26 protein-coding genes and 1 pseudogene are annotated in these 25,976 nt (G+C 45.8%); 10 read left to right on the top strand and 17 right to left on the bottom strand.

Annotated elements, in window-relative coordinates:
- Nucleotides 1–48: 48 nt before the first annotated feature.
- The 3 genes from NDI48_11210 to NDI48_11200 form a co-directional block, all read right to left on the bottom strand.
- Nucleotides 49–687 (bottom strand): DUF4352 domain-containing protein, encoded by a 639-nt coding sequence (locus NDI48_11210; GenBank protein ID MEP0831775.1) that lies wholly within the window; start codon nt 685–687, stop codon nt 49–51.
- Nucleotides 688–953: 266 nt separating this feature from the next.
- Nucleotides 954–3,083 carry a glycogen debranching protein GlgX gene (gene glgX, locus NDI48_11205; GenBank protein ID MEP0831774.1) on the bottom strand — a complete coding sequence of 710 codons (2,130 nt, stop codon included), beginning with the start codon at nt 3,081–3,083 and terminating at the stop codon, nt 954–956.
- A 544-nt stretch (nt 3,084–3,627) separates the two neighbouring features.
- Nucleotides 3,628–3,795 carry a hypothetical protein gene (locus NDI48_11200; GenBank protein ID MEP0831773.1) on the bottom strand — a complete coding sequence of 56 codons (168 nt, stop codon included), beginning with the start codon at nt 3,793–3,795 and terminating at the stop codon, nt 3,628–3,630.
- Between the two features lie 303 nt (nt 3,796–4,098).
- Here NDI48_11200 and NDI48_11195 point away from each other — a divergent pair, with 303 nt between their 5' ends.
- The gene (locus NDI48_11195; protein ID MEP0831772.1) at nt 4,099–4,806 is read left to right on the top strand and encodes a Crp/Fnr family transcriptional regulator; all 708 of its coding nucleotides are present in this window, start codon (nt 4,099–4,101) and stop codon (nt 4,804–4,806) included.
- A 55-nt stretch (nt 4,807–4,861) separates the two neighbouring features.
- Here the strand turns inward: NDI48_11195 and NDI48_11190 are convergent, their stop codons facing one another.
- Complete coding sequence (locus NDI48_11190; GenBank protein ID MEP0831771.1) at nt 4,862–5,278, bottom strand: DUF1824 family protein; 417 nt, start codon at nt 5,276–5,278, stop codon at nt 4,862–4,864.
- A 313-nt stretch (nt 5,279–5,591) separates the two neighbouring features.
- On the opposite strand from NDI48_11190, the gene NDI48_11185 reads away from it, so the two are divergent.
- A complete protein-coding gene (locus NDI48_11185; protein ID MEP0831770.1) occupies nt 5,592–5,837 on the top strand; it encodes a hypothetical protein in 246 nt (81 codons plus the stop codon).
- 11 nt (nt 5,838–5,848) lie between these two features.
- On the opposite strand, the gene NDI48_11180 is transcribed toward NDI48_11185, so the two are convergent.
- From NDI48_11180 to NDI48_11170, 3 genes are all read right to left on the bottom strand, one after another.
- Nucleotides 5,849–6,505 carry an ABC transporter ATP-binding protein gene (locus NDI48_11180; protein ID MEP0831769.1) on the bottom strand — a complete coding sequence of 219 codons (657 nt, stop codon included), beginning with the start codon at nt 6,503–6,505 and terminating at the stop codon, nt 5,849–5,851.
- Between the two features lie 987 nt (nt 6,506–7,492).
- Nucleotides 7,493–8,170 (bottom strand): response regulator transcription factor, encoded by a 678-nt coding sequence (locus NDI48_11175; GenBank protein ID MEP0831768.1) that lies wholly within the window; start codon nt 8,168–8,170, stop codon nt 7,493–7,495.
- A gap of 227 nt (nt 8,171–8,397) precedes the next feature.
- A complete protein-coding gene (locus tag NDI48_11170) occupies nt 8,398–9,456 on the bottom strand; it encodes a DUF1460 domain-containing protein (GenBank protein MEP0831767.1) in 1,059 nt (352 codons plus the stop codon).
- Nucleotides 9,457–9,722: 266 nt separating this feature from the next.
- On the opposite strand from NDI48_11170, the gene NDI48_11165 reads away from it, so the two are divergent.
- Together NDI48_11165 and NDI48_11160 are read left to right on the top strand one after the other, a co-directional pair.
- Complete coding sequence (locus NDI48_11165) at nt 9,723–10,979, top strand: cysteine desulfurase-like protein (GenBank protein ID MEP0831766.1); 1,257 nt, start codon at nt 9,723–9,725, stop codon at nt 10,977–10,979.
- Between the two features lie 122 nt (nt 10,980–11,101).
- Entirely contained in the window at nt 11,102–11,785 is a 684-nt protein-coding gene (locus NDI48_11160; protein ID MEP0831765.1) for an SDR family oxidoreductase, read from the top strand.
- A gap of 9 nt (nt 11,786–11,794) precedes the next feature.
- On the opposite strand, the gene NDI48_11155 is transcribed toward NDI48_11160, so the two are convergent.
- The 3 genes from NDI48_11155 to NDI48_11145 all read right to left on the bottom strand — a co-directional run bounded on the left by NDI48_11155 (nt 11,795) and on the right by NDI48_11145 (nt 14,252).
- Nucleotides 11,795–12,460 carry a hypothetical protein gene (locus NDI48_11155; GenBank protein MEP0831764.1) on the bottom strand — a complete coding sequence of 222 codons (666 nt, stop codon included), beginning with the start codon at nt 12,458–12,460 and terminating at the stop codon, nt 11,795–11,797.
- Nucleotides 12,461–12,577: 117 nt separating this feature from the next.
- Nucleotides 12,578–12,976, bottom strand: coding sequence for a GerMN domain-containing protein (locus NDI48_11150; GenBank protein ID MEP0831763.1), 399 nt, complete (start codon nt 12,974–12,976; stop codon nt 12,578–12,580).
- Between the two features lie 451 nt (nt 12,977–13,427).
- Nucleotides 13,428–14,252, bottom strand: a complete 825-nt coding sequence (locus NDI48_11145) for a PHP domain-containing protein (protein MEP0831762.1) — start codon at nt 14,250–14,252, stop codon at nt 13,428–13,430.
- A gap of 382 nt (nt 14,253–14,634) precedes the next feature.
- Here NDI48_11145 and NDI48_11140 point away from each other — a divergent pair.
- Nucleotides 14,635–15,369 (top strand): annotated as a pseudogene (locus NDI48_11140) (aldo/keto reductase).
- A 183-nt stretch (nt 15,370–15,552) separates the two neighbouring features.
- Nucleotides 15,553–15,729, top strand: a complete 177-nt coding sequence (gene rpsU, locus NDI48_11135; protein ID MEP0831761.1) for a 30S ribosomal protein S21 — start codon at nt 15,553–15,555, stop codon at nt 15,727–15,729.
- A 159-nt stretch (nt 15,730–15,888) separates the two neighbouring features.
- Here the strand turns inward: rpsU and NDI48_11130 are convergent, their stop codons facing one another.
- Nucleotides 15,889–17,568: a PAS domain-containing sensor histidine kinase gene (locus tag NDI48_11130; protein ID MEP0831760.1), complete on the bottom strand. Its 1,680-nt coding sequence runs from the start codon at nt 17,566–17,568 to the stop codon at nt 15,889–15,891.
- 400 nt (nt 17,569–17,968) lie between these two features.
- Nucleotides 17,969–19,147 carry a hypothetical protein gene (locus NDI48_11125; protein MEP0831759.1) on the bottom strand — a complete coding sequence of 393 codons (1,179 nt, stop codon included), beginning with the start codon at nt 19,145–19,147 and terminating at the stop codon, nt 17,969–17,971.
- 88 nt (nt 19,148–19,235) lie between these two features.
- Between NDI48_11125 and NDI48_11120 the strand changes: the two genes are divergently transcribed.
- Together NDI48_11120 and NDI48_11115 are read left to right on the top strand one after the other, a co-directional pair.
- Nucleotides 19,236–19,400 carry a hypothetical protein gene (locus NDI48_11120; GenBank protein MEP0831758.1) on the top strand — a complete coding sequence of 55 codons (165 nt, stop codon included), beginning with the start codon at nt 19,236–19,238 and terminating at the stop codon, nt 19,398–19,400.
- A 408-nt stretch (nt 19,401–19,808) separates the two neighbouring features.
- The gene (locus NDI48_11115; protein MEP0831757.1) at nt 19,809–20,501 is read left to right on the top strand and encodes a hypothetical protein; all 693 of its coding nucleotides are present in this window, start codon (nt 19,809–19,811) and stop codon (nt 20,499–20,501) included.
- Between the two features lie 105 nt (nt 20,502–20,606).
- On the opposite strand, the gene NDI48_11110 is transcribed toward NDI48_11115, so the two are convergent.
- The 3 genes from NDI48_11110 to rtcA all read right to left on the bottom strand — a co-directional run bounded on the left by NDI48_11110 (nt 20,607) and on the right by rtcA (nt 22,816).
- Entirely contained in the window at nt 20,607–20,753 is a 147-nt protein-coding gene (locus tag NDI48_11110) for a hypothetical protein (GenBank protein MEP0831756.1), read from the bottom strand.
- A 335-nt stretch (nt 20,754–21,088) separates the two neighbouring features.
- Entirely contained in the window at nt 21,089–21,625 is a 537-nt protein-coding gene (locus NDI48_11105) for a cyclic phosphodiesterase-like protein (protein MEP0831755.1), read from the bottom strand.
- A 129-nt stretch (nt 21,626–21,754) separates the two neighbouring features.
- A complete protein-coding gene (rtcA, locus tag NDI48_11100; GenBank protein MEP0831754.1) occupies nt 21,755–22,816 on the bottom strand; it encodes an RNA 3'-terminal phosphate cyclase in 1,062 nt (353 codons plus the stop codon).
- Between the two features lie 284 nt (nt 22,817–23,100).
- Between rtcA and NDI48_11095 the strand changes: the two genes are divergently transcribed.
- Complete coding sequence (locus NDI48_11095; protein MEP0831753.1) at nt 23,101–23,664, top strand: Uma2 family endonuclease; 564 nt, start codon at nt 23,101–23,103, stop codon at nt 23,662–23,664.
- Between the two features lie 66 nt (nt 23,665–23,730).
- Here the strand turns inward: NDI48_11095 and NDI48_11090 are convergent, their stop codons facing one another.
- Nucleotides 23,731–24,129 (bottom strand): transcriptional regulator, encoded by a 399-nt coding sequence (locus NDI48_11090; protein ID MEP0831752.1) that lies wholly within the window; start codon nt 24,127–24,129, stop codon nt 23,731–23,733.
- Nucleotides 24,113–24,412 carry a type II toxin-antitoxin system HigB family toxin gene (locus NDI48_11085; protein ID MEP0831751.1) on the bottom strand — a complete coding sequence of 100 codons (300 nt, stop codon included), beginning with the start codon at nt 24,410–24,412 and terminating at the stop codon, nt 24,113–24,115. The genes NDI48_11090 and NDI48_11085 overlap by 17 nt, the downstream gene beginning before the upstream one ends.
- 335 nt (nt 24,413–24,747) lie before the next feature.
- On the opposite strand from NDI48_11085, the gene NDI48_11080 reads away from it, so the two are divergent.
- Nucleotides 24,748–25,575, top strand: coding sequence for a DUF1963 domain-containing protein (locus tag NDI48_11080; protein ID MEP0831750.1), 828 nt, complete (start codon nt 24,748–24,750; stop codon nt 25,573–25,575).
- Nucleotides 25,576–25,976: the final 401 nt, after the last annotated feature.

Genomic DNA, 25,976 nt, shown 5'->3' with positions numbered 1-25,976 from the left:
AAGCGTCATATCTGTATCTTCCAAAAGACTCAATGCTAGATCAGGGGGTTATTTGAGCTTGATGGCAACTGGCTCACAATTGACTGTTTCTGATGTCTTTGGCTGCCTAGCTACTGCTTCGCAAGTATCCCGATTGGGTTGAAAAAGCAGTTGCAGCCCTTGAGCATTCTCTGGGACTTCAAACGCAACCTCACCGCGTCGCTGATCCCCCGGTTTGATTGAACCTGTAGGGCTTTTCACATCCTCCAACGCCCCTGCCAATAGAGCAACCTCATAGGGATTATTTTGACTATCCATCAGTTCAAAGGATACAACCGAAAAGGTTTTGGCTTCCTGTCCTTTGTTGGCAATGGTCGTCGATACGACAATCCACTTATGGCCTGAATTGGGTTGAATCACTCCTTTTCCTGGGTGTTCGCGGATTCCGTTGACTTGAAATTGCAAACTGAGGTTTTTGTCTTTTACTGAAACGACCTCCCCCATGTTATGAGTGGTTTTTGGTAGGGGGGCTGTTGAAGGTTGTACGCTAGACTCCTGAACTGAAGGGTTACTACTGGAGCTTTGTGTAGAAGTAGGCGTCGATTTCGCCGTGTCCTGCGGTGGCTCAGTGGAAGAACACGCCGTTACGAGGGCGAGTAGAGTCAGGGTTGCAGTCCAGCCAGTGAGTTTTCTAAAGATGTGATTCATCCTTTGTGCCAGTAGTCAACGTTTGCGCTCTAGGATTGTTGACGTTTACTCTACTGGCTATGAGCCTGAACTGCCAAAATATTTTTCCCTCGCCGTATAAGGAATGTATCAATTTTCATTGAAAGGGCGATCATGGCTTGAAAAACCGCGATCGCCCCATGTATGCATATAAGTTAAAGAAGCTGCACGATGATCATGCACATCTACCATTCTTGAGATTAACGTCCACTCAGGCTTGTTTTCTTATACCTGGGGAAAGAGATTGATTAACTCACACGGCGTAACACCACGAGCGATCGCCCTGTAACTGGCACCTCTTGAGTATCGGTGAACACTTGCTCCTCACTAAGGAAGCGAGGCTCTTTAGTGTCAATCACAACACCCCACTGCCTATCCCGCAGCCCCTCTGGTAGAGTAAACTCAACCGTTTCATAGTGGGCATTAAAGAACAGGAGAAAATCATCATCAATAATGCGCTCCCCTTTGGAACCCCGTGCGGGAATCTCTTGTCCATTCAAGAAAACTGCAAGAGTCTTGGCATAACCCACTTCCCACTGCTCATCCGTCATCTCACCGCCATCGGCATTGAACCAAGCGATATCAGTGATGCCTGAGCCGTGAATCGCTCGACCTTGAAACCACTTACGCCGATGAAATACCGGATGCTGACGGCGGAGGTAGATTAGCTGACTGGTAAACTTCAACAGATCGGCATTTCCCTGTGGTAAGTTCCAATCAAACCAAGAAAGCTCGTTGTCCTGGCAGTAGCCATTGTTGTTGCCCCGTTGGGTGCGCCCCATTTCATCTCCCCCCAGCAACATGGGGATGCCTTGGGACAGCATCAGGGTGGCGAGGAAGTTCCGCCGCTGCTGCTCCCGCAACCTCAGCACTTCGGGGTCGTCCGTTTCACCTTCCGCCCCACAATTCCAAGAACGGTTGTGGCTTTCTCCATCCTGGCTGTTTTCCCCGTTCGCCTCATTGTGCTTCTCGTTGTAGCTAACCAGGTCGTTCAGGGTGAAGCCATCGTGGGCTGTAAGAAAGTTAATACTCGCATTCGGTCTGCGCCCATTAATCTGATACAGGTCGGGGCTACCCGTGAAACAGTAAGCAAATTGCCCTAAGCCACTCTCCTCACCACGCCAGAAGTCCCGCACGGTATCCCGATACCGACCATTCCACTCCGACCAAAGGACTGGGAAGTTCCCCACTTGATAGCCACCTTCTCCAACGTCCCAAGGTTCTGCAATCAGCTTCACATCCGCTAGCACTGGGTCTTGGTGAATGATGTCAAAGAAAGCGGATAGGCTATCCACCGCAAACAGTTCTCGCGCCAACGCCGAAGCTAGATCGAAGCGGAAGCCATCGACATGCATCTCCGTCACCCAATAGCGCAGACTATCCATGATTAACTTTAGGACTTGGGCTTGGCGCACGTTTAGAGAATTTCCGCAGCCAGTGAAGTCCATGTAGTAACGGGGATCATCTTCCATCAGACGGTAGTAAATGGCATTGTCGATGCCTCGAAGCGACAGAGTCGGCCCCATGTGATTGCCTTCCCCCGTGTGGTTATAGACCACATCCAGAATCACTTCGATCCCGGCAAAGTGCAACGCCTTGACCATCTCCTTAAACTCTTTGACCTGCCCCCCCGGCACTTTGTCTGCACTGTAGCTGGAGTGGGGAGCCAAATAGTTGATGGAATCGTAGCCCCAGTAATTGTTTAGCCCTTTATCAACAAGATGTCCGGGACGCGCCAGGAAGTGATGCACTGGTAGCAACTCAACCGCTGTAATTCCGATCGCCTGAAGATGCTCGATCGCCGCTGGATGGGCGAGTCCCGCATAGGTACCCTGCAACTCTTCCGGGATATCCGGGTGCAACTTGGTAAAACCCTTGACGTGGGTTTCATAAATGACTGTTTCGTGCCACGGTGTTTTCAGCAGCTTGTCATCGCCCCAATCAAAGGACTGATCGACGACAACACACTTGGGCATCAGGTGGGCGCTATCTAGATCAGAAAAAGATAGGTCTTCTTCAGGAGAATCCCAAGAGTACCCAAACAATTCTGGCCCATTGCCAATATCGCCATCAATTGCCTTTGCATAGGGATCAATCAGCAGTTTGTTGGGGTTAAAGCGATGACCATTCTGAGGGTCATAAGGGCCATGCACTCGGTACCCATAGCGTTGACCCGGCCCTACTCCTGGCACATAGCCGTGCCAGACGAAGTTGCTGACTTCAGTCAGTTCTAGGCGCGTCTCTTCATCGTCTTTGTCAAATAAACAAAGTTCGACTCCTGTTGCATTTTCACTGAACAGAGCGAAGTTTGTGCCTTTGCCATCCCAGGTTGCACCCAAAGGATAGACTTTACCCGGCCAGAGTGTTGCGATGTACATAGATTGAGTTTCGGGGAGAAGTAATAATTGGTTAGAATCAACGATTGCTGAGTGCCAATCTATTTATGGCTCTGAGCCTCTCATTCCTCAATTATTGAAGACCATCAATGACTTGATGGTTGAATCATTAGGTTGCTAAAAAGCGTGAGTTATTAATGTCATAGAGGTTCAGAATTTAGGTACGCCAACCTTGATAAGTTAAGCGAAAGTCCTTGAAAAAACAAAGGTGTAAATCCCAGCTAGGACAATTAATCGAAAAAATCGTTATTTCTTATCTAAAATTATCAATTGCTGTCAAAAGCAACCTCAATCTCTGGGTATAAATTACTTTTTACGAGGGGTAGAAATGTCTTGAAGGGAATTTTAAAAATAAAAAACATAAAAGCCGAAGATGGAGCCTCCTCTTCGGTAAAAATACATCAGTTGTATGATGGCTCAAATAAAAGGAAACTTCCTTAAATTCAGGAAATCGATCCCTCTAGGATACTACATTTACAAATATTAAGGGTCATTCATCGAGCCTTTTTTATACTTTTCTCAACCCCTATTGAGCCAGAACCTGCTCGTTTTCAATAACATATTTCTGTAACCCTTGCTCGGGAATACCTGTGATTCTGGCAATTTCAGACACAGCAAATTTTCCGAGCAGAAGTTTTTCAATCAGGTTTTTGGTTTGCTGAGAAATTTTCAGGTTTTGATAGTTTGCCATCATCTCTATACTACTCAGCCAGCAAATACCGTTACGCTTGTCTGTTATCTAATCTAATATGGGCCAGATCGCGTGTCTGTCCGATATCGTACAAAAATTAATCTTCATTCCGGAGGTTGGAATGTAATTTATGATACCTCAACTATTTGCAAAAATTTCATCCTTTAATAGCTTCCCTTACAGATATGCTGGGTTATTGACTGAAGTGGAATCCCCGCCAGCAAGCTGTTTAAAATTTCTGTATAAACCGTACTTATAGAGTCAATTGTCAAGTCTAGACAGACTAACTCGATCTTCCTACTCTCAATGTCTCAAACCTGCCGTCATCAAATTAGAAACCGACTTTTGTCGGCCTTACCTGACTCAGAATATGAACGCCTTCTGCCTCATCTGGAGAAAGTTTCCCTAACTCTTAAGCAAATCATATACATGCCTAACGAACCCATCGAGTATGTCTATTTTCCGAACAGTGGCATCATTTCATTAGTCAACCTCACGGAAGACGGCGGGACAGTCGAAGCGGCTACAGTAGGCAATGAAGGAATGGTTGGCCTTCCCCTATTGCTGGGAACTGATAGAATGATTGGTCAAGCCATAACGCAAATTGTGGGTGATGCCCTGCGGATGAAGGCGGATGTGTTTAAACAGGAAGTTACGCCCGCCACTCTATTGTACAGCTTGTTGTTGCGCTACACCCAAGCGCTGATGAACCTGATTTCCCAATCGGTTGCCTGCAATTGTCTGCACTCAGTAGAAGAGCGCTGTTGCCGTTGGCTGCTGCTGTGTCAAGATCGGGTAGAGTCCGGTGAGTTTCCCCTGACGCAAGAGTTCCTGGCTCAAATGCTAGGGGTGCGCCGTGCCAGTGTCAGTGTCGTTGCCGCTACTCTTCAGAAAGCAGGGTTAATCCGCTACCGTCGGGGCAAGATAACGATTCTGGATCGCCTTGGGTTGGAAGCCGCCTCTTGCGAGTGTTATCAAATCGTTAAACAAGAGTTGGATCGCTTGCTAAGCTGAGTGGAATCCACAGGGAAGGCGATGGTATATCAATGAGCGATTGAGCCTATGGCTGTTATTCAAACAAATCAAGAGGTAAATGACCGTACATTTGATTAATGCCGTCTTCGTAAGCCGATTGGCAAGATACCAAGACGCCGCGATGAGTTCCTGTGTAGGAATCGAGATAGCACAGGCCGCTTTTCGGGTTGAATTTGATATAAACTGACCCCTCAATAGGCTGAAGGTCGAAAACAGATGGATAACCTAAAGCATCCGCGTAGCTTTTGAGGGCAGATAACCCTTGAGCTGTGGTATCCGCGCAAATTCCTAAAATTTGGTAGTCTGAGTGTTCGGTGAGCAAAAGTAGTGCTTGACGGATGAGAGCTTTTTCGGATTCCGAGGTAATGGATTTGTTTTCAATGCAGTTGAACGGCTTAAGCAGTTCTTGTGCTTCTTGCAGGGTGAGATGAGTTGAGTTTTGAGTAGGCATAAATTTTTAGCTTAATCGCCGGGAACCCCCACAGCATACCCATGGGTTGGCGTGGAATGAAAGGCGGTCAACTTTTTCCAGAAGATAGCAACCACAGAGGTGAAGGGGCATGACTGATTAGAAGTATAGACAGGCAACCGATAGCCCCGACTTCTTCGTTAAAACCCTGATTACCACTGGATGAACTTAATTCCGGAGTCGGGGATCGGCCCAAAATCATACCGCTATTCAGCAACGCCGAAGTGCAATCACTACGAAACAAGTATGTAATCATACAAAGAAAAACATTAGCTAGCAATCAATCAATAGAAGAATGGCCAGACCCACACAAGCCCACATGTCTCGCACAATCGGCAAGAACAAACCTGACGCCTTTAAAGATTTGACCAAACACCAGATTGAATACTATATGGGGGCAAAGCTGATCGAGGTTGGGGTTAACCCGAACTCTGCAATTTATCGATGGTCATTAGAGACAAAGGGTAATAACGAAATCTGGACTTATAGTGCCTACTGGGGTGATTCTAAGGAGCAATTGCTCAAGCAGGAGCAGGAATGAACTACCGTAAACTACTGCAACGTCGTGCCATCCCTTAATATGCCATCTTCTAGATAAGTAACGCGATCGGCAACATCGATAATTCGCGGGTCGTGTGTTACCATCAGCACCGTGCAACCGCCGTCCTTAGCCAATTGACGCAGTAGTTCAATCACCGTATGTCCACTATGGGAGTCTAAGGCAGCGGTTGGTTCATCCGCCATGATGATTTGCGGGTTACCGGCTAAGGCGCGAGCAATAGCAACCCGTTGTTTCTGTCCTCCGGATAAATCCGCTGGTTTTTGATTGGCTTGAAACCCTAACCCAACCTGTTCTAAGAGAACTTGCGCCTGATAGCGTGCTTTTCTGCCCTTAATGCCTTTGATATTGAGTACAACCTCTACATTTTCAGCCGCACTCAGCGCTGGAAACAGGTTGAAGTTCTGAAAAATAAAGCCGATATTTTGCCGTCTAAAGTGAGCCAGCTTGGAGCGAGACATCTGGGTAATCTCTTCTCCCAGTAAGTATACCTGTCCTGCTGTAGGGGTCAGTAATCCTGCCAAAATAGAGAGAAGAGTCGTTTTGCCAGAACCCGATGGCCCCATTAAGATTTGGATATCACCACTTGCGATTTGCCAATCAACCTCTTTAAGAGCCTGAAAGCGCCGTTGCCCTGACTGATATACCATTTCTACCCCTTTGGCAAGGATAGTTCCCTTGTCAGGGCGGTTTAACCTGATTGAGCTGAAATCACTCCGGCCTCGTTTTTTCGTAAACAACATTGAGTCAGTTCTAGCAGCACTCATCCTTGTTGAGTGTCAGCGAGTATGATTTTAAAATCAAGATGGCTTGTGCCGCTCTTGCAAATTGTCCATTGTACTGGACATCTCTTTAGTTTACCTATTAGAGCTAGAAGGCGTCTAAACCCCTACCTGATGATACACGGCTGCCTCCCCAGTGTTTGTATCCGAAGCCGTGTTTGGGAACTTGCCACAGAAAAAGACTTACACATTGACACTAAGCCGTGATTCAAATCACATTCCGGGTAGTGATGCCAATGTATAAGTCGGATAAGAGGTAAAAACTCTAAAGTTTAGATTGAACTCGATAGGGGAGTCGGGTTACTCAATTAAACCTGAGTTTTCATGGATCGAGCCTATGCCTCTTTAAGAAAAGAACTTTTGTTTAAACATCCGTAGGGAAAAACGGATGCGCTCATTACTTAACGGTCATCCAAATTTGATTGGATGAGGAATTTTTTCTGAGATTAACTCTCGGAATTTTCGGCGTCAGCTTAGCATTAATGAGTTCAAGCGCTGGCATTTCTTGCTTACAACGAGGGCAAAACCAATAAATGCTGCTTTGGCGAATATGACGGAGTAAATGCTCGGAGCAACAAGGACAAGTATTCATAAAACGCCTCAGTTGTCAAAAAATGTTCCAGAACCGTAGCCATTGATACTGATATTGAGTAAGACTTGTGATTCTTTTTAGGGGTGATCAATTTGATGTATCACCCCCTTAAAAACAAGACCTTGCTAATCAGCTCATCAATTATTCTAGGTCAGAATTTATAATATTTGGGTGAAAAAATTGGGGAATAAATCGGGAAAAAATCGAGAAGAAGAAAAAAGGCTGACAACCAGAAACGAAAGAGTGAGGGTGAGTTTCTCTCCTTAGTTCAGTGCCTTGAGGCGATAACCTACGCTGTGAACCGTTTCAAGCAAATCATCGGGAGCCTTAGCCGCTCTGAGTTTTTGACGCAAACTCTTAATATGAGCCTTGACGGTATCTTCTTCTGGAGGATTTTCGAGTGACCAGATGTGTTCGATGATAGTGCTGCGACTGAGTATGCGTCGTCCGTTGCGTAGCAGCAATTCTAAAATACTGTATTCTTTGGGTGTCAAACGAAGCTGTTCATCGTTATAGCTAACTTCATAGGTGGCTGGATCGAGATGCAACGGCCCCCACTCCAGAATTGGAGACGATGAAGAACTGTTCCGGCGCAGCAAGGAACGTATCCTCGCTAGTAATTCTGGTAAATCAATGGGTTTAACCATATAGTCATCAGCCCCAGCATCTAAGCCGATGACTTTGTCAGTACTCATATCCAGAGCTGTTACCATTAAAATTGGCACAACATAGCCATAGGAACGCAAGCGCTGACATAAAGTAATGCCATCTATCTTGGGCAGCATCACATCTAGCAAAATTAAGTCATACTCAAAGGCTCTGATTTGCTCCCAAGCCACTTCTCCGTCTCTGGCCTGATCGACTACATAACGTTGGTCGCTAAGGGCTTCGCCTAACGCTTCAGCAAGGCAGGCATCATCTTCTACGAGGAGAATTCTCATTGCAGGGGTGCCTTGAATATTGATATATAAGAATTGCAGATTTTAAAAAGTTTGTTACCTAATTTAAAAAAAAAATTGATGAATCACTATTATCCTAACTCACGTTTTCCAGCTTACGCATTGACGAGATAAAAAGATATGAACCCGAATAAAAGCTCATTCCAGTGAAGGCTTATACTGCTCGAAGGGGCGTGACCCAGATGGATTGATGCAGCCATCCCAAAAATTCAAAAATTATGTGGAATATTGTCGGTAGTTTGGGTCTGTCGAGGGTCGAGGGGTCGAGCCACCAGGATACCGATGGCATGTTTCACCCGACTGACATAGCGCTCTAAATCCCGTGCAATGGTTACCTGGCCAGCCGGTGAGGCGTGAATGAAACCCATGTTGCCGTTGGGTTGGCGGTAAACGAATCCAGTGTGGGTAACATCCAAACCGGGAATGTTAGTGGCAACGGCAATAATATCCCCTGGTTGCAGTTTCGAGTACTGGCGACGAATCTGTTGGGTGGGAATGTATTGGACGGCTACAGCATCGAGCTGGGCTTCTCGTTCGACCATACACTGATAAGTGGTATCGTTACTTGCCATCGGAGCGTAACTCTGCCGATGTGTAGTCATAAAATTCAGCTTCTTATGGAGTGATACACCGCCTAAGTTCTGACCGATGTTTTGAATTGTTCCCCGTTTTTGGTTGTCATAAATCCATTGGGAAAAGTAATGGAGACGGCTGCAATAGCCATTTATTTGACCATCCCAATAACGTTGATCGCGCAGATGATTGACAAAGGTTGTGTAGGAATAATCCTGTACTGCTACACCTCGTGCGATCGCTAGTACGGTTTCGACCAATAGCACGCAGTCGAACTGATGAAGATTGACAACAAGGGTTTCTTCTGCGGATTGGTCTAATAAATTGGCTTTATAGGCGCTACCCAGAAAGGGCTGGGCGATCGCTTGCACAATTTCCCCCATTGGGCGCTGATGGAGTTTTTGTGCCATTGCAGATTGCATGACGCGCCGGAAACGTTCTCCATCTTTGGTTTGAGGGATATCTTCGCTTAGGGTTTGGGCGTCAAGATGAGCGGTTGATTGAGTCGGGATTACAGAAGATGGCACGCTCAAGGTTGTCGCCTTAAGTGGTTCGGGGTTCCTCAGGATTTGCGGTTTAGCCGACGCAGAAGGAACCAGAAGACGTTGATTGTCCTTGGCGTGAGAGGCAACATGGGAAGCGACACCGAACGCGATCGCAAAGCCTATCATAGCCAGCCCGAAGCGTTTTCTCATATTTAGGGCTTACTCCTCAGCCACCTAGCGTTTACTGACCATCGGTCAGCTTAGCAAAAGTCCATGTACCTACGCCCAAATCTGCATATTATGGGCGCAGCACTATAGCCCCCTCAGACTCCCCCGTTAAGGTAGACGTGCGCTTGAAAGAAAAGTTCGCCCCTGAGATTCCCGTTGATAATAGTGAGAACAAGGGCAATGAGGAATCAACCGATAGAGGCACCAACAGTTACCCCATCTACGTCGTCATAGGGAGCAATAAAGCAATGACAACAATTCTTGAAGCCAGTCATCTTTCCTTAATCGAATTTGTCCGTCAACAGTTTCCCTCTCTGGCGGGTGACTGGACTTTTTTTGATAATGCTGGGGGTTCACAAACACTTAAGCAAGTGGTGGAGCGGATTAGCGAATATCTCCTAACATCCGATGTCCAATTGGGAGCCTCTTATGGGATTTCGCAACTAGCCGGCGATCGCGTGGCAAAAGCCGCCCAAACAATGGCAACTTTAATTAATGCCAAATCACCCTCAGAAGTGGTCATGGGTTCATCCACCACGTTGATGCTGCGGATTCTCTCGTTATGTATTAGCAAGACTTGGCAGGCGGGTGATGAAGTCATCGTAACCAACTGTGACCATGAAGCGAATATAGGCCCTTGGATTGACTTAGAAAAACAGGGAATTAAAATTAAAGTTTGGCGGATTAATCCGGAAACTTTACAGTTACACTTAGAAGATTTAGAGCCATTGCTGAGCAACAAAACTCGCCTAGTTGCCTTCACTCATGCCTCTAATGTCCTAGGAACAATTAATCCGATTAAAGAGATTACTCAACTCGTTCACAGCTATGGTGCAAAGGTGTGTATTGATGGGGTGGCGTATGCGCCTCACCGCTTAATCGATGTCCAGGATTGGGATGTGGATTTCTACGTGTTTAGCTTCTACAAAGTTTATGGCTCTCATTATGCCTTACTGTATGGCAAACAAGAGCATTTATTAGCCATACCTGGAATCAATCATTACTTTATTGGGGCAACTGATATTCCCTATAAATTCCAGCCAGGAAATGTCAATTTTGAACTGAGTTATGGGATGCTAGGTTTATGCGATTATTTAAGTGAATTGGCACAACATGCCTACGCTGAGCAAGCGGCACCTGATTTAAGAAGCCAGATAAAGCAAGCGTTTGAGGTGATAAGCGTTCACGAGGAAGAAATTGGCGATCGCTTCCTGAATTACCTCACAAGTAAGCCCAATATCCGCATCATTGGTCAACCCCAAGCCAATCGCGCTTCGCGAGTTCCAACAATCTCGTTTGTGGTAAAGGAAACCCATAGCGAGACAATTGCGCTACATGTTGACAACTACAACATCGGAATTCGCTTTGGGGACTTCTACGCTAAGCGATTGATTGAATTCTTAGGGTTAGACAAGCAGGGGGGAGTGGTACGAGTGAGTATGGTGCATTACAACACGACAGAGGAAGTTGACCGCTTAATTCAGGCTCTCGATCCAGTATTGTGAGTGTGACATTCCAGTTAAGCCCCATTGCATCTCATCGAGTTTATAAATGTCCTATCGCTTTTCCCCGCCGATTAATTGATCAGAAGCTATACTTCTGGAGAATTAAGAATTAAGAGGTGGCCATGACAAAACTAATCGTGATTACAGGTGTTAGTCGGGGACTCGGTCAAGCTATGACTGAGCGATTTATTCAGTTAGGGCATACCGTTGTGGGTTGTGCTCGTTCACAGGCATCGGTGGATCAACTCAACGAGAAGTTTGGTTCACCCCACAAGTTTACAGCGCTGGATGTTGCGGATGAAGGGCAAGTGATGAATTGGGCCAAGCAAATAATCAGTGACTATGAGCCACCGGATTTGCTGATTAACAATGCCGCAATGATCAACCATCTAGCACCACTTTGGGAAATTCCCAGTGAGGATTTTTCTCGATTAATTGATGTCAATATCAAGGGCGTCGCCCATGTGATTCGCCACTGGGTGCCAGCCATGATCGACAAAGGAACTGGTATTATTGTTAACTTCAGTTCAGGCTGGGGTCGTTCTACCTCTCCCCAAGTTTCATCCTATTGCGCTTCTAAGTGGGCGATTGAAGGACTGACGCGATCGCTCGCTCAAGAACTACCCGACGGGATGGCAGCAATTCCCCTCAATCCTGGCATTATTCATACCAAGATGCTGGAAGTTTGCTACGGAGAAGACGCTGCCAATTACACCTCAATCCAACACTGGGTCGATCAGGCCGTTCCTTTTTTACTTCAGTTGAGTCCTTCCGATAACGGAAAACCACTCACGGTTCCTGATTAATTTATCCCCTTAGGAGCATCCTTCAACCCACTCCACTTCAGGCCGTTTTCCACCTCGAAAATTCGTGACGCGAGTCCCATCCGTCTCGAATATGATGCGATAGTTAGCCTCGTTGCGGTCTTTGGGTGTAAATATTAGGTAATGACCCTTGGGCTGATAGTTGTGAGGAGTGACTGTAATCTGTCCTGGATAGAGTGATTTGATTTTAGATTCAGTATCACCGATTCGTGTACCACTAATCGTCGTAATGCGGCTTTTGCCTCGAACATCGATACGGGCGATGCGGTTATTTGTAACCATCATCAGGAAATCATAGTTGCTCCCTTGAGGTCTGATATAGGAACACTCTCTATTATCAGGTCGAGTTAGCTTAACTCCCGCCGCCGCCTCAGCTTGAGCTACACTCATCCCCACTCGAATCGGCCCAATGCTATTAATCGATAGTTTTGATTGTGCTGTTAGTTTGGCTTGCTGCTTGGCTGAAGTACTTTCTGACTGGGATGGGGGTGCAATTGATCGGGTTTGTGTCGTTGAGGACGTTACTTGAGTAGCGGCGGGTTGCACTGACTCAGAGGATTCAGCAATCCTGACGCCTCCACCCGTACAGGCACCTAAAAAAATAAGTGTGGATGCAAGACCAAAAAGTAGCAGAGTGGACTGGCGCGAACTCAACATTTTTATCCCTTGGGTTTTAAACTACTGTCTATAGTGCCAATGGTAGAAAACGAAAGGGCTAAGCCGTGCCAGTTTGTGTCAATCTCTGAATTGACCCTCTGAAATGAAATAGTTACTTTACCTTTGATTGCTCAAACATCTATTATCTCCACTCATATCCCCAAAGCAATTGCCGTCTTTGTCTAAAATAATCACGGACTTAACGTTAGTAAATTGCTTGAGTGTAGCCGTTAAAGAACTGGTAGCACGGGCATCATCTCCAATGCCTGCCGAAGGCATGATTCGACACAATTGCAGTCTGGCGACTCCCTTGGACATAGATAGCTTAAAATCAGAACCGCAGTTAGAGCTACCTTTTAACTGAATGGCGGGTACCCAACCTTTTTGCCTTTCAGCACGAGTTGGCCCTGCAATTAATTGTTCTACAGCAAACCGGGGTAAATTTTGACTGCGAGTTGTCCGAATCACTGGCTCAACATAGCTAACATTATTATTGCTCTGTGGATTCCTGGGCAAAAATACTTTGACTTTGTTCAGAGTCGCCGTATTAGCCTGTGAGAATAGTTGTCCTCTTGGTGATTGGCTTATGCTTGACTCGGCAGATGAGTGTGTTATGGATTGGGATTGAATCGACTGTGTAGTTGATGTTGTTGCAAGTTTTGATAACTTTGAGGATTCGGCGCTCTCTACTCTTGCATCTCCAAAGGCACCCAAGAACATGAGTGTGGATAAAAGACTAGAACATAGTAGAGTTGACTGGCGATTGCGAGGCATTGTCTTTTCATCTGATGGGTTTACCTAGCCACTACTGTAGAAATCTCTCAAGAATAGCCGCGCCAAGTTTGTGTCAATATTTTAACTGACCTTAGGTAATACCAAATCCGAGAAGACTAAGCTTTTGAACAACAAGTAACTAGGAGATGAAGATATTTTTATAGCCAACAACTTCTCAGGGCAAAAAAATTTTTTATTTTAAACTATGAGCCGCCTGTTTAATGGGGTCGAGCAAGCCTAACGGCAATTGCATCATATTTAGGCTGATACTTTGCGCTTTACCGTCAGGGCTAGGCCCATGATAATCGCTACCACCTGTCATTAATAAGCCATATTCGACGCACAACGCCTCAAGATTTTTCGTCTGCTTTGAGGTATGGCTGGGATGGTAAACCTCGATTCCCATCAAACCTGCATCAACGAGTTCCTTGAGTACGTCCTCTACGGCACCGCCTCGGAATAGGTAGGGATGTGCCCACACAGGGACAGCACCACAGTCACGTAGCAGAGCAATACCCTCAGCAATGGAAAATTTCTCATACTGAACGTAGGCCGGTTGGTTATCACCCAGCAAACGGTCAAAGGCTTTATCCATGGACGGGAAATATCCCGCGTCCACCAGTGCTCTGGCTAGATGTGGACGACTAGGTGCTACTCCTTCTCCGAGTTGGGGTAGGGAAATGGGATAGCCTAGTTCTGCAAGTTTAGCGACCATTTCATGGGCACGGCGCTTACGTCCTTCTATGCGTTCCGTTAACGGGGCTTTGAGCTGATCCGCATTGGGGTAAAAGCCTAAGATATGAAGAGAGCGATCGCGGTGGACGGTACTCAATTCTACACCGGGAACAATTTCCAAGTTGTAGGGTTGGGCAGCAGTAATGGCTTCATCCCAGCCAGAAAGCGTATCGTGGTCGGTAATCGCTAGCGCCGCGACTCCAGCCTTAACCGCCGCTTGGACAAGTTGGGTTGGAGTCAGGGTGCCGTCAGAGCAGTTTGTGTGACAGTGCAGTTCAATCATTTTTCTATTGTGGCGTTATCAACAACTTTCAACAATTTTGTACATGGAGTACGTTAATAATGGGCTGCGGTTGGGGTGGTTGATTATCCCTAAATTTGAGTAGGTAAAAATTTCGCGCCCGAATCAAGAGGTTTAGGTTTTAGAGTCTCCCGCAACTTTATCCGATGAAAATGTTTTGCCTGGTTTTTTATTAAAATTAGGGCTTATATCTGAATAAACAATTGATCTTTATAAATTCATCAATGCTAAGTAGTTGCAGAGCAAGCTGGGTTTAATGATTACAAAGCCACAGGAATGCAGAGATGACACCTGCGATAGACGCTGATTCATTCCGCTTGATTCGATGATTTGATGAGTATGTATCTGCTTTCAACAAGCTCCCTCATCGAAAATTCAAACTATCTCTATCCATCTCCAATATGACCAGGTATTGGAAGCCTGTGAGGGTTCATTGAAGAACTTCAAGACAGACTACATCGACCTCTACCAAATTCACTGGCCCTCTGGTTCTTTTAAAAGTGAAGTCGTGCCGATTGAAGAAACGATGCGTGCCTTGAACAAATTAAAAGAGCAAGGCAAAATTCGAGCCATTGGTGTTTCTAATTTTTCCCGTGCCCAAATCGCAGAAGCCTCACAGTACGGGCGTATTGATAGCTTGCAACCGCCCTACTCCCTGTTTTGGCGTCAAGTAGAAACAGAGGCAATGCCTTATTGTGTTGAGAACAATATCTCCATTCTTGCTTACTCCTCTTTAGCTCAGGGTCTGCTCACTGGCAAGTTTGGCCCCGAACTCAAGTTAGAGGAAGGTGATCATCGCGCCAAAAATAAACTATTCAAGGGTGAGAATTACCAACGAGTACAGCAAGCTCTAGAGCAACTTCGCCCGATTGCAGAACGTCATCAGTGTACTTTGGCTCAGTTGTCTCTGGCTTGGTTGATTGCCCAGCCGCAAACCAATGCTATCGCAGGAGCACGCCATGCTGAACAAGCGTCTCAAAATGCCCAAGCGGCTCAGGTGAAGCTATCGAGTGACGAACTCTAGGAAATTGACGCGATCGGACGTCAGGTCACGGAGCATCTGGACAATAATCCCGTTATGTGGGACTGGGATTCGTGAAAACAATTATGTTAGGGTATTTATCGAGCAATGGATTCGGCTGAAGGCTATGTTGTTCCTTATTGGCAGGGTTCTCACCGAATCAAAGCCCCCATTTGGCTTGTTGTTCTGCCCATTTCCTCCGATTAACGCTCTTGTTAATCAAAAATTCGCTGTCAGTCTTGAATGTTGATAAGTAAGTAGATGACTCAGGTACTTGTTGGTCAAAACGAAGGTATTGATTCAGCATTGCGTCGATTTAAGCGTCAAGTCTCAAAAGCTGGGATTTTGACAGAAATCAGGCGGCATCGCCATTTTGAAACTCCCATTGAAAAACGTAAGCGCAAGGAAATTGCACGCCGGAAGAAGCGCTGGCGTTAGCTCGATGATGGGCATGAAAACGGTTTTTGTTCCGTGCTGTGTTGAATATTGCGGCTATAGGAGGGGTCTTACAGAGGCGCAAGCTAGATAAATCGCTAGGCAGAATGCCATCTTACGAAACAATCTAGGATTATTATGAAGACGTGCACGGGCACGTCTTCACGGTTGAATCGGAATCTCTATCCTAAATTCTGTTCCTTGGTTGGGTGCCAAGATACATTGCAACTGACCCCCGTGTTTTTCGACGACAATTTGATAACTGATGGATAGCCCTAAACCAGTTCCTTTGCCTACGGGTTTTGTGGTGAAGAACGGGTCAAAGATCTGGGCCTTAATATCTTCTGGCATCCCAGGGCCATTGTCGATAATCCGGATCACAACCCGTGGATCAGTCGTTTTCCCGTCTAGTGCATCTCCCTCAATCAGTTCTGTACAAATTCGGATGACTTTGGGGGATTCCCTTGGGCAGAGCATCGGCACGATGTCCGTCTTGTGGGCACAGGTTGAGGTTGGAGTTGGGCTGGGCGAATTCGCTAAGGTTTCGCGATCGCTAACGCTAACACAGCCCACTCGCCTCGCTGGCGTTCCAGAGCGATTCCTCAGATAGCAAGCTTGGTGATCGCTAGACCCCTTGCCGTTGACAGCCTTGTAATGTTCTTCAGAATCTGTTTCCGTACACAGTTTTGGGGGGCAATCTTCCAAGGCATCAACGGCATTGCAGAGCAAATTCATAAACACTTGGTTCAAAAGACCGGCGTAGCCCTTGATTAGGGGCAATTCGCCGTATTCTTTAACAATGGCAATTCCTGGATTGTCCCCTTTTGGTTTGAGTCGATTGTTGATAATTAAGAGTGTGCTATCAATTCCTTTGTGAATATCCACCTGCGTCATTTGGGATTCATCAATCCGGGAAAAGCTTCGCAAGGACTGAACAATCTGACGAATGCGATCAGCTCCCAACTGCATTGATGATAACGTCTTGGGGAAATCTTCAACCAAAAATTCCAAATCGATCGCCTCAGCTCTGGCTTGAATTTCAGCTGCCGGCTGGGGATAGTGTTTGGTGTATAACCGGAGCAGATCTAATAAATCCTCAACATATTGAGTGGCAGGGATAAGATTGCCACAAACGAAGTTAACCGGATTGTTAATTTCATGAGCAACACCCGCCACTAACTGCCCTAAGTTGCACATTTTTTCGTTGTGAATCAACTGGGCTTGAGTTTGTTGTAGCTTCGTCAATGCCTGTTTTAATTGCTCAGCTTTGGCTCTCAGTTGCGCTTCTGCTCGTTGCGAGGCTTCCTCCGCTAACTTTCGCTGAGTGATATCTGTAACAAAGCCTTCATAATAAAGCAACGTACCATCTTCAGCACGCACAGCTCGTGCATTTTCCGAAATCCAGATGATACTGCCGTCTTTTCGATAAACCTGAGACTCAAAGTCAGATACCACATCACCCGTGTATAGCCGCTCAATAAATTCCTGACGGCGGTTCGGATCAATGTAAAGCTGCCGCCCGATATTTGTTAAAGTTTTGAGCAACGCGTCTGCTGATTCATAGCCGTAAATACGTGCTAGCGCCGGGTTACAGGCTAAGTAGTATCCGTCAGGCGTTGTCTGAAAGATTCCTTCAACTGCGTTTTCAAAGATACTGCGATACTTCTGTTCCGTTTGCCGCAGAGCCTCTTCCACCCGTTGACGCTCAGCAATTTGATGAGCTAGTTCGTGATTAGCGCGATTCAATTGCTTTGTCCGCTCGACAAGGTTGTTGTGGACTTTCTCATAGTACTCTACCCGGTCGGCAGAGCTAGCTGACAAATTGTCACGGCTTAGGAACATGGCTCATTTGCTGAAGTCTCTAGCCCACCTCCAACATCATTCAACCTTTCGGTCACCTGCTGGGTGATGCAGTACATCTACATTTTGTGACATTTGGTGTGCCTAGCTGGTGACGATTGCCTGTCGCACTTGTGATTAAAATTTACACTTCGTGTGATACATATCACAAGCATGTTTTTTGCAATAGACTATATAGTGCCAAAATTTTCTGAGTTGGCTGACACCATGATGACAAATTTCTCAGGGTTTCGCCTTTGTAATCAGCCGGACATTATATCAGTCAGTTGTTCTAAGCCCCAAGATGAGAGCCAATGAAATGGCGTTCCCCCAGCGTTGAGACACTGGGGGCAAATATGTCAGTCCTAGATTTGATGACTATTTGTGATTTTCTTTAAGCGGCTCAATAGCGAAATACAGCCGCTAAGTGTGCCTGGTCAGGAACTTGTCCCGGCTCGACAGCATAGACCGTTCCGCCATTCAAAATGGTATGAATCGCCGCTGCATCCAATAAATCCTCATCACCCAGTTCCGGCTCAGAATGTAAATCAACAGTAGGGGTATTGACACTGGGATTAAAGATGCCCCACTGTTGTACGCCAACGGCAACAAACAATTGCTCAACTCGACCGTAGTAGGCGGCTGGAAGCACCTCTTTCAGGTCAATGGATGTTCGTTCAGTCGCTGTAAGTTCTTTGTAGTGTTCGATCGCTTCTTGCTGTTCCTTTAAAAATAAGGGTTCCACAATCTCCCAGGCTTTGGCTTGTAGCTCTTCTGGCTTCAGGAGTTCAGGATTCCCCGCAATGCCTTCCTCCACTAGATGCTGGTAGCTATTCGCCTCTCGGTAACCCGGAAAAATATGCTCGACTCCTGCTAGTACTAGAGGTGCACGTTTGTTGTTCAGATGTTTGTGCAATCCGCGATCGATGGCATAAAAGAATTGCTCAATGTCTCGCTGGTATTTATCCTGGTCGGGGCTTCCCTGACCATGAAAACTGCCTGCCTGCTGAAAAGAATTGTTGGTTCCACCTTTCGGGGTGCTCATGCGTCGCTGACCCTCCTTAGCCGTTTCGTCATATTGGAGGGCTTCGTCAACACTCTTGGGCACATCTTCCAATTCTATTTCTTTGACGCTGGAGCGCGTACACTCAAGGAACCTGACATCTTGTTGACTCAAAGCCAAAACATAATATTTTCCATCACCAGTTAAAAGACTTAGTAACGGCTTGAGATGGAAACGGTCAGTGACAACCACTAATTCGTCAAAATTTAACGGCAGGCGGTAGTAGCGGAATACTCCAGAACCTAAAAAGACAGCCAGTCCCTCATTATTATTTTCCTGCCAAAAACTTTCATCTGAATCGATGAGTTCTTGCAGGGGCTGGAGAAATTCCCCGGTTTCCTGATTGCTCATTCCACTCTCTACGATGCTACTTTCGGCCTGTCGCATCAAATTCTTGAGCCGAGTAGAATTCTGTTGGATATCTGCCGCCAGTCGGTAGATAGGCATATAAATGGATACACACAATGCCTTGGGTTGTTCGACAAGTGCTTTAACTTCTTCTAGGGATAGTAGACTCATATCGTTTTCTCTCTTTCTATCTTGCTGAATGGACACTTCAAAAAGCGCGATTTCCTACCCTTCTCCAAATTCGGTAGAGAACGCTTAGATGAATGTGATTGCCCCAAACAGGCAGCGTAATCATGCGATCGCTATGTTGAAGAGTACTCAGGCTACGCAAACGCTTCACGTTCCGGTGAGTGCCCTTCTTGGATACAACTTAGCTCTGTTAGCTGAGGGACTCGTCTATCTAGAGAGAGGAAGCGCTCAATAAAAGCGAAAACTGGAAGGAGAATCTTTGGGGCGCAAGAGGCCGTGATTCCTTCTTATTGCCGAAAAAGTTAGCCTGGACAAACAGAATCTGGGTCGTGCCAAAACTCTTCCCAAAGATGCAGGTTGTTCGTCTTTTCTTCGATTTTAATAAATGTAAAGAGATGATTGACGCTATCTAACCAATAAGTTAGACCTTATAAGATTTTTTTGGCTAAAATCAGTACTCATTAACTCAATTAAAGATTTCTGCAAGTTCAGAGGGGACTGCTTTGTGTCCCTACGGGTGCTGTTCCCTGAAAAAACAGCTACCCAGAGAATTTTTTTAGAATTATTTACAATCATGCTCGGTCAAGAAAAGTTCTGAATAGAGCGAAAAGCTAGATGATTTTGCTCTATTCCTTTAGGAATAATGCCTCAGTTTATATTATTGCCATCTCAGAAGGCTTCGACTCAAGGAGATAACATGGCTGCGATTTTGCATCTGATTTATACGTTGGCCCATTTGGGCTTGATGTTTTGGGGGCTTCACCTATTTCCACAATCCAGCAACATCGCTACGATTCTGCTGCTTGTAGTGTTAACTGGACTCATCTATGACAATCTAATTATTTCTTTAGGCAGCTTAATTGGCGAAGGAGAAGTGTTAGAGTTCCTCAATAAACTGCGCTTTTTGTTTCACGCCTTATTTACACCATTACTTTTGGTGATTGCCGTCGAACTTGCTAATTATGCAGGTGTGGAGTGGTTCGGTAACCCCATTGTACGTTTGATAACTTGGCTCATTACCATAGGACTGATTGAGTTTGAGTTCCGAAAGAAGTATTTGAAACTGAAATTAGAATCAACCACCTTTGCGGGCACACTGCGTTACCGGGAAGCTGAAAGTAATAGCTTACCAATGGCAGCGATTTTGACTATTGTACTCGTCGCCGTGATTGGAATCATCATCTGGCAAACCATGCAATGTCCTTGGGTATTCGTGGGGGCATTAATTATGTTCTTTGGCAGTGCTGTGCCAACTCGATTAGTCGGCCCCGTGCTAGGTTCTGGGGTTGAGATTGTATTGCTTTTGAGCTTCCTCGCAATTGAATACCAAATGTAGTAAAGTGCTTTTATGACTCCCAAATCCCCATTGAAGACTTCCCACTGGTAGTCGTTGGTCTGCTGAATCATGCGATCGCCTACCCTTTACGTACTCTCACCCAGCTCATTCTTGTTGGGGCAAAGCAATATTTTCTCCAGAAAAGGCATGACGAGCGATGTTACCTAAAGGGTAGCCAGCTAATAAACCTATAATTAAACAGCCGCTGACAATAGCAGCCGTAAGTACTGTAGTATGACGTTCTTCTTCCATTGATAGTTCTCCTCAATAAATAATCAAAATATATCCAATTGCTGGCAGTAAAGCTGCAAAATGGGACTCTCAAATTCATTTGAAACAAAAGGCGATCGCACAAGTTAAACTCGTAAGCGATCGCCCCACTCAATCAGGTCAGGAGTCTTATGGCTTTAGTAACAGCACCACCCATCAGCATTGCTCAACCCTGTTTTCTTTTAAGCAATACTCTTATCGGTAATACAATCTATACAGTCAGATTAACGGCTACTATTAACGGTCACTTATATCGGAAGAAGGAGTTTATGTGACATCTGTTTGTTATTCAGGATACAAATATTTCTCAGGAAGCACTATGGCTGTTGAAGTCTTCTGATATCAATAACTTCCCAGCTTGCCACATCCTCCCATCCTTTCACTTGATTTCGGGTGGCGATAGCTCTCACTTCGTTAAAACATACTTCAGATTTGGGTAGGCTTAACTGGGTTATTAACTTTTTTTTGATTTCTTCGTTGAGATATTGATAAATTAAGCTCAAATGAGGATTAAGCGCAAACTCAGATGGATTTTTTGAACGGTTATGAAGAGTTTCTGATATCTGAGTGAGAATGGAATTTGGGTAAAATTGCACGAATAATGTCTTCGTAAATTGGTCTGTATAGAGGAGCTGATCGACTCTTAGACTCAAACTCTGAATACCCTGTATGGCATTTTCCAGCAGTTCAGCCGGAGATTCTTCGGGGGTGTATTCACCGGAATAGATTGTGACATGGGGCGTAAATACTGGAGCGTCATAATCTTTGGCAAGATGATCTATAATGTCCTGAAAAAATGCTCTGTCCTCTTCGGATGGAATCAGCCAAAATGATACTTTAGTTTTCAATAGCATACTCCTGTAAAAATGTTGATTTCAACTCATTTATGAAATTAAATTAACTTAAAGTATTAGGGGGTGCGTTATACTTCGTTAACCCAGCCTACAGATTTAAAATTAACTTTATAGAGGAGAGCGATCGCTTCACTTCACGACAGGTACAACGGTAACAATCTGAGTCTCTTGATCAATATTGATTTTGGCTAATCCAAATTGCTCGATGACCCAAGCATTTGTTGTCAGGTGCGTGGTAATTTCAGCCACTTGGTACTGACTTGCCTCTGATGCCAAAGCTGCTGGTAGGAGTAATTGATCGCCTAGAAACTGATCGACGGGTGCCCCATTGGCATGGAAATTTAGCAACTCTTCGGTCGCCATTTCCGCCACACGTTCGGCAGGTAGTCCGATTTCTCCCACAGCACCAAATCCAGACCGACTGTACTCGTATTCAGCCGTCAGAAAGATGCCTGCTCCTGGCCCCACACCTCGCTCTCGCAGGGGTTGTACTTTAGCCTTGAGCTGGGCTTGTTGTAACAAGTTTTCCGCCCGCATCGCCATCCGCTGGGGGATATGGGAAGGCAGTTCCGTCACGACAGCCAACCCCCGCACCTGCTGCAAGGCTCCTCGCTTGAGTAATTGAAGACCGTTGAGAGGCGATGCGGCGTTATCTCCAGCGCCAGTTACCCGCAATTCCACCTCGCCACCGCCTCGCGGATACCAACCCCAAGCACGAACCTGCACCTGTGCTTGCACCCCCATCTGTCTCAAGGTGGGCAGATACACTTGTTCGATATAGGTGATGGGTGGACTCCAGGGCAGGTGAGTTCCTCCCTTGAGAGTTACCACTGAATTACCCTTAGCGAGTGCGAGGGGTAGCAGGATGGTTTGCAAAATTAACGTGACGGCACCCGCTGAGCCTGCGCCTGTAGTCTCGGTAACATCAAAGGTGTAATGTCCAGCCACGGTGGGACAACTCGGAATGAATTCGAGTTTCATGGAACGCAGTGTATCTCCCTGCACTTTGGCTTGGCAGATAGCCGCCGCCGCCCGCACACCAGTTAAGTGTTGAATGGCTAATCCCGGCTTACTCCGACCGGCACGGATGTGATCGATGCGAATGGGTTGGCCTGTAATGGCAGCTAGACTGAGGGAGGTTCGTAAGATTTGACCGCCGCCCTCACCGTAGGAGCCGTCGATGTGAAGCATGTTGGCTTAATTTGTGTCTTTAAGGCTGGTTTCAGCGCTTTGTATTCACTGTAAGGGTATCCTCCAGTTAAGCCGAATCACATACGCCGTAAGTGAGGTAATTGGGGAAGGAGCGATCTCTTTTGCGTTTGCCTACCATGGTGCGTTTGTGGCGAAAAGCTTCGAGAAAAGCCGTAGGCGATCTGCTGAACGCAGCAGCGCTAGCGTCACGCCTCGCAACGCTTTCGCGATCGCGCAAGGGCTAAACTAAAAACACGCCGCTTGAGGAGCAGGTGAGGAAAGCCGTGTCTATTACAACTGATAAAGCCATTTCCCTAGAGGAATTTCTCAAGCTTCCAGAAACAAAACCTGCAAGTGAATATATCAACGGGGAGATTATCCAGAAGCTAATTCCAAAAGGCAAACACAGTCGTTTGCAGTTCAGGCTGTGCGAGACTATCAACAACGTAGCTGAACCCCTTCATATTGCTTCTGCTTTCCCAGAGTTGCGCTGTAGCTTTGCTATCCGCTCAATTGTGCCAGAGATAGCTGTATTTAAGTGGTCGCGAATTCCTTTTGATGCCGATGGGGAACCTCCCAACGATTTTTTGCTCTGTCCAGACTGGACGATTGAAATTCTCTCTCCCGAACAGAGTTCAAACCGGGTAATTGGTAATATCCTTTACTGTCTACAGCATGGTTGCCAATTGGGATGGTTAATCGATCCAAGTGACCGATCCATTCTCGTTTTCCTTCCAAATCAGCAACCAGAATTATTACAGGGTAGCGCTCATCTATCGGTGTTAGGGGAGATTGATTTAGCGCTAACCGTAAGTCAGGTTTTCAGTTGGTTGAAGATGGAAGGATAAGGCTGTTGCGCTTGTAGGGTTGGGAATGTCTTGCAGGAAGAAACCAAGATCCAATTTTGTTCAACACTAAATAAACAACGTCGGCGACACCTTGAAGTAATCGCCAAGCGCTTTGGCTTGTGCCTTACTAATTGATCGCTTGCCATTCACCACTTCGGAGACTACACCACTCGATCCAATAACACCCACTAAGTCAGCTTGACGAGTGCCACTGGATTCTAGGATGTGTTGGAGGATTTCATGAGGCGCAGCTTGATCCATCGGATAGCTCTGTGCCTCATACGCTTCAATTAGCGTCACTAGCAATTTGTGCAAAGCTCGCTCTTCTGGAGTTCGGTTTTTTTTAAATGTTAGCTGCTCTACCACGGCTAAGACGCGATCGTACTCCTCTTCTTTTTCAATCACTTTGGGAGCAACTTCAGCGAGTAGATTGCGATAAGCTGCTTGATCAAAAGTAAGGGTCATTTTTCCAGTTGCCCTTGTCGTATTCGGCGTGAGTTAAAAAGTATTTGTAATAGACGGTTTGAGTTTCGTAGTCCATACCAACAATCAGGCGATAGTCATTGCCTTTGATGTCGAAGACAGTGAAGTTTCCAACTGCTTTAGCCTTTCGATAAATCTGACGAACGTCCTCGAATCTCTGCCATTCTGCCTTCTTGACGATTGCATACCAGGCATCGATTTGCTTTTTGACATCAGGGTACTGGGCAGCATCAGCGCGGAGGTTGCCAATCTTCATTAGGTGCATCTGTCTTTACTTTCTCTTGTCATAGGCGATAAATATATAGATTATTCTTCAATACTCTCATTTTGAGAGGATAGTGTCAAGATGCGATCGCTCCACCTGGGAGTCTCTGAGATCGGGTGCAAGATGGATAGTGGGTGAGTGGTGCAGTGCGGTAGCGAAGCGCTGCTGCTCTTTAGATCGCTATTCTCACCAGGGCTGCGCTGAATTGTGGATGCTACATTTGGCGTTGATGTTGAACGAGAGTAGATGTTGAAGTTGTTGGGGTCAACCCAACCACTTCAATGGGCGATCGTACTGATTAATTAAGAAAATCTCAGAGGTACGGAGTAAAGCTAATGAGCAAACTTGCTCTTCCTAAAGGTCTAGAACAGTTCAGCGATAGGTTTGAGGCAACAGTCAAACCATATGTTGAAATTCAAGCTCATCCAACGAGAGCAGCAACTCTATGGCAGAGTAAATTTGCAGGCTTTCCATACTTGCCCAAGGGTTTTGACTACCCTAAAACTCCGGAGGGTGACTATCTTTATCTTCTAGCACAAATCAATTTTAGGGAAGTCCCTCGTTTAGAAGGTTTCCCAGAAAAAGGAATTCTTCAGTTTTATATCGCTGGGGATGACTTATACGGATGCAACTATGAGGACAGAATGAGCCAAACAGGTTTTCGTGTTCTTTATTTTCCCGACTCTGACCTCAACGAGGATAACCTGATCACGAACTTTGAATTTTTGCAAAACCTGTGGGATACCGAATTCACACCTTTTTCTATCTATACACAGGACAAAAACGACTGTTTTGCGTTGACATTCAACCAGCAATATGCTTCCATAACAACTTCTGATTATAAGTTTGACGAATTAATAGGAAATGATGTTTGCGATGCATTTGTAAATGATGTTGAGCTCAATTACGAGTATAACGATATGTATTCCGGAGGACATAAGCTGGGTGGTTATCCTGATTGCGTTCAAGAAGATCCTCGGCAGTTCCTACCAGAAGATATGGAACCCTATATTCTATTGCTGCAAATCGACACTGATATGGAGAGTGCGGAAGAAATTGGAATTCAATGGGGAGATAACGGTACTTGTAACTTTTTTATCAAAGACTCAGCCTTGAGACGGCTGGATTTTTCGGACATCATATATGACTGGGCTTGCGGGTAAACTAGTTTTTTATTACATTTTGGATAAGTAAACCCAGTAGCTTTATTCTTCCCTTCGCTGGCGTCATCCATGCGATCAGCTGTAAGCTGTCCTTGCTTCGCTATCGCGATCACTAATCTTATCTTCTTCGTCGAGGTATTCGCCAATCTTAGGAGAGCACATCAGCTAGACTGAGAAGCGATCGCCAAATCTAACCTAGGATTTAATTACTAAGCCATAATACATATAATTAAAACCCTAGGAACTGGAACATTGAGGAAGCCCAGCAGAAATTCTCTGAGTTCGTGAGTGCTGCGGTTTCAGAACCTCAACTAATTTACAATCACGACAAACTGGTAGCAGCCCCCCCGTTAGCGGGGGAGAATAATCTTACTCCCCTCCCCGTTGCGGGGCTGGGGGAG

The sequence above is a fragment of the Microcoleus sp. AS-A8 genome (genome assembly GCA_039962225.1).
Taxonomy (GTDB): Bacteria; Cyanobacteriota; Cyanobacteriia; order Cyanobacteriales; family Coleofasciculaceae; genus Allocoleopsis.
This window is presented reverse-complemented; position numbering and strand designations above follow the sequence as displayed.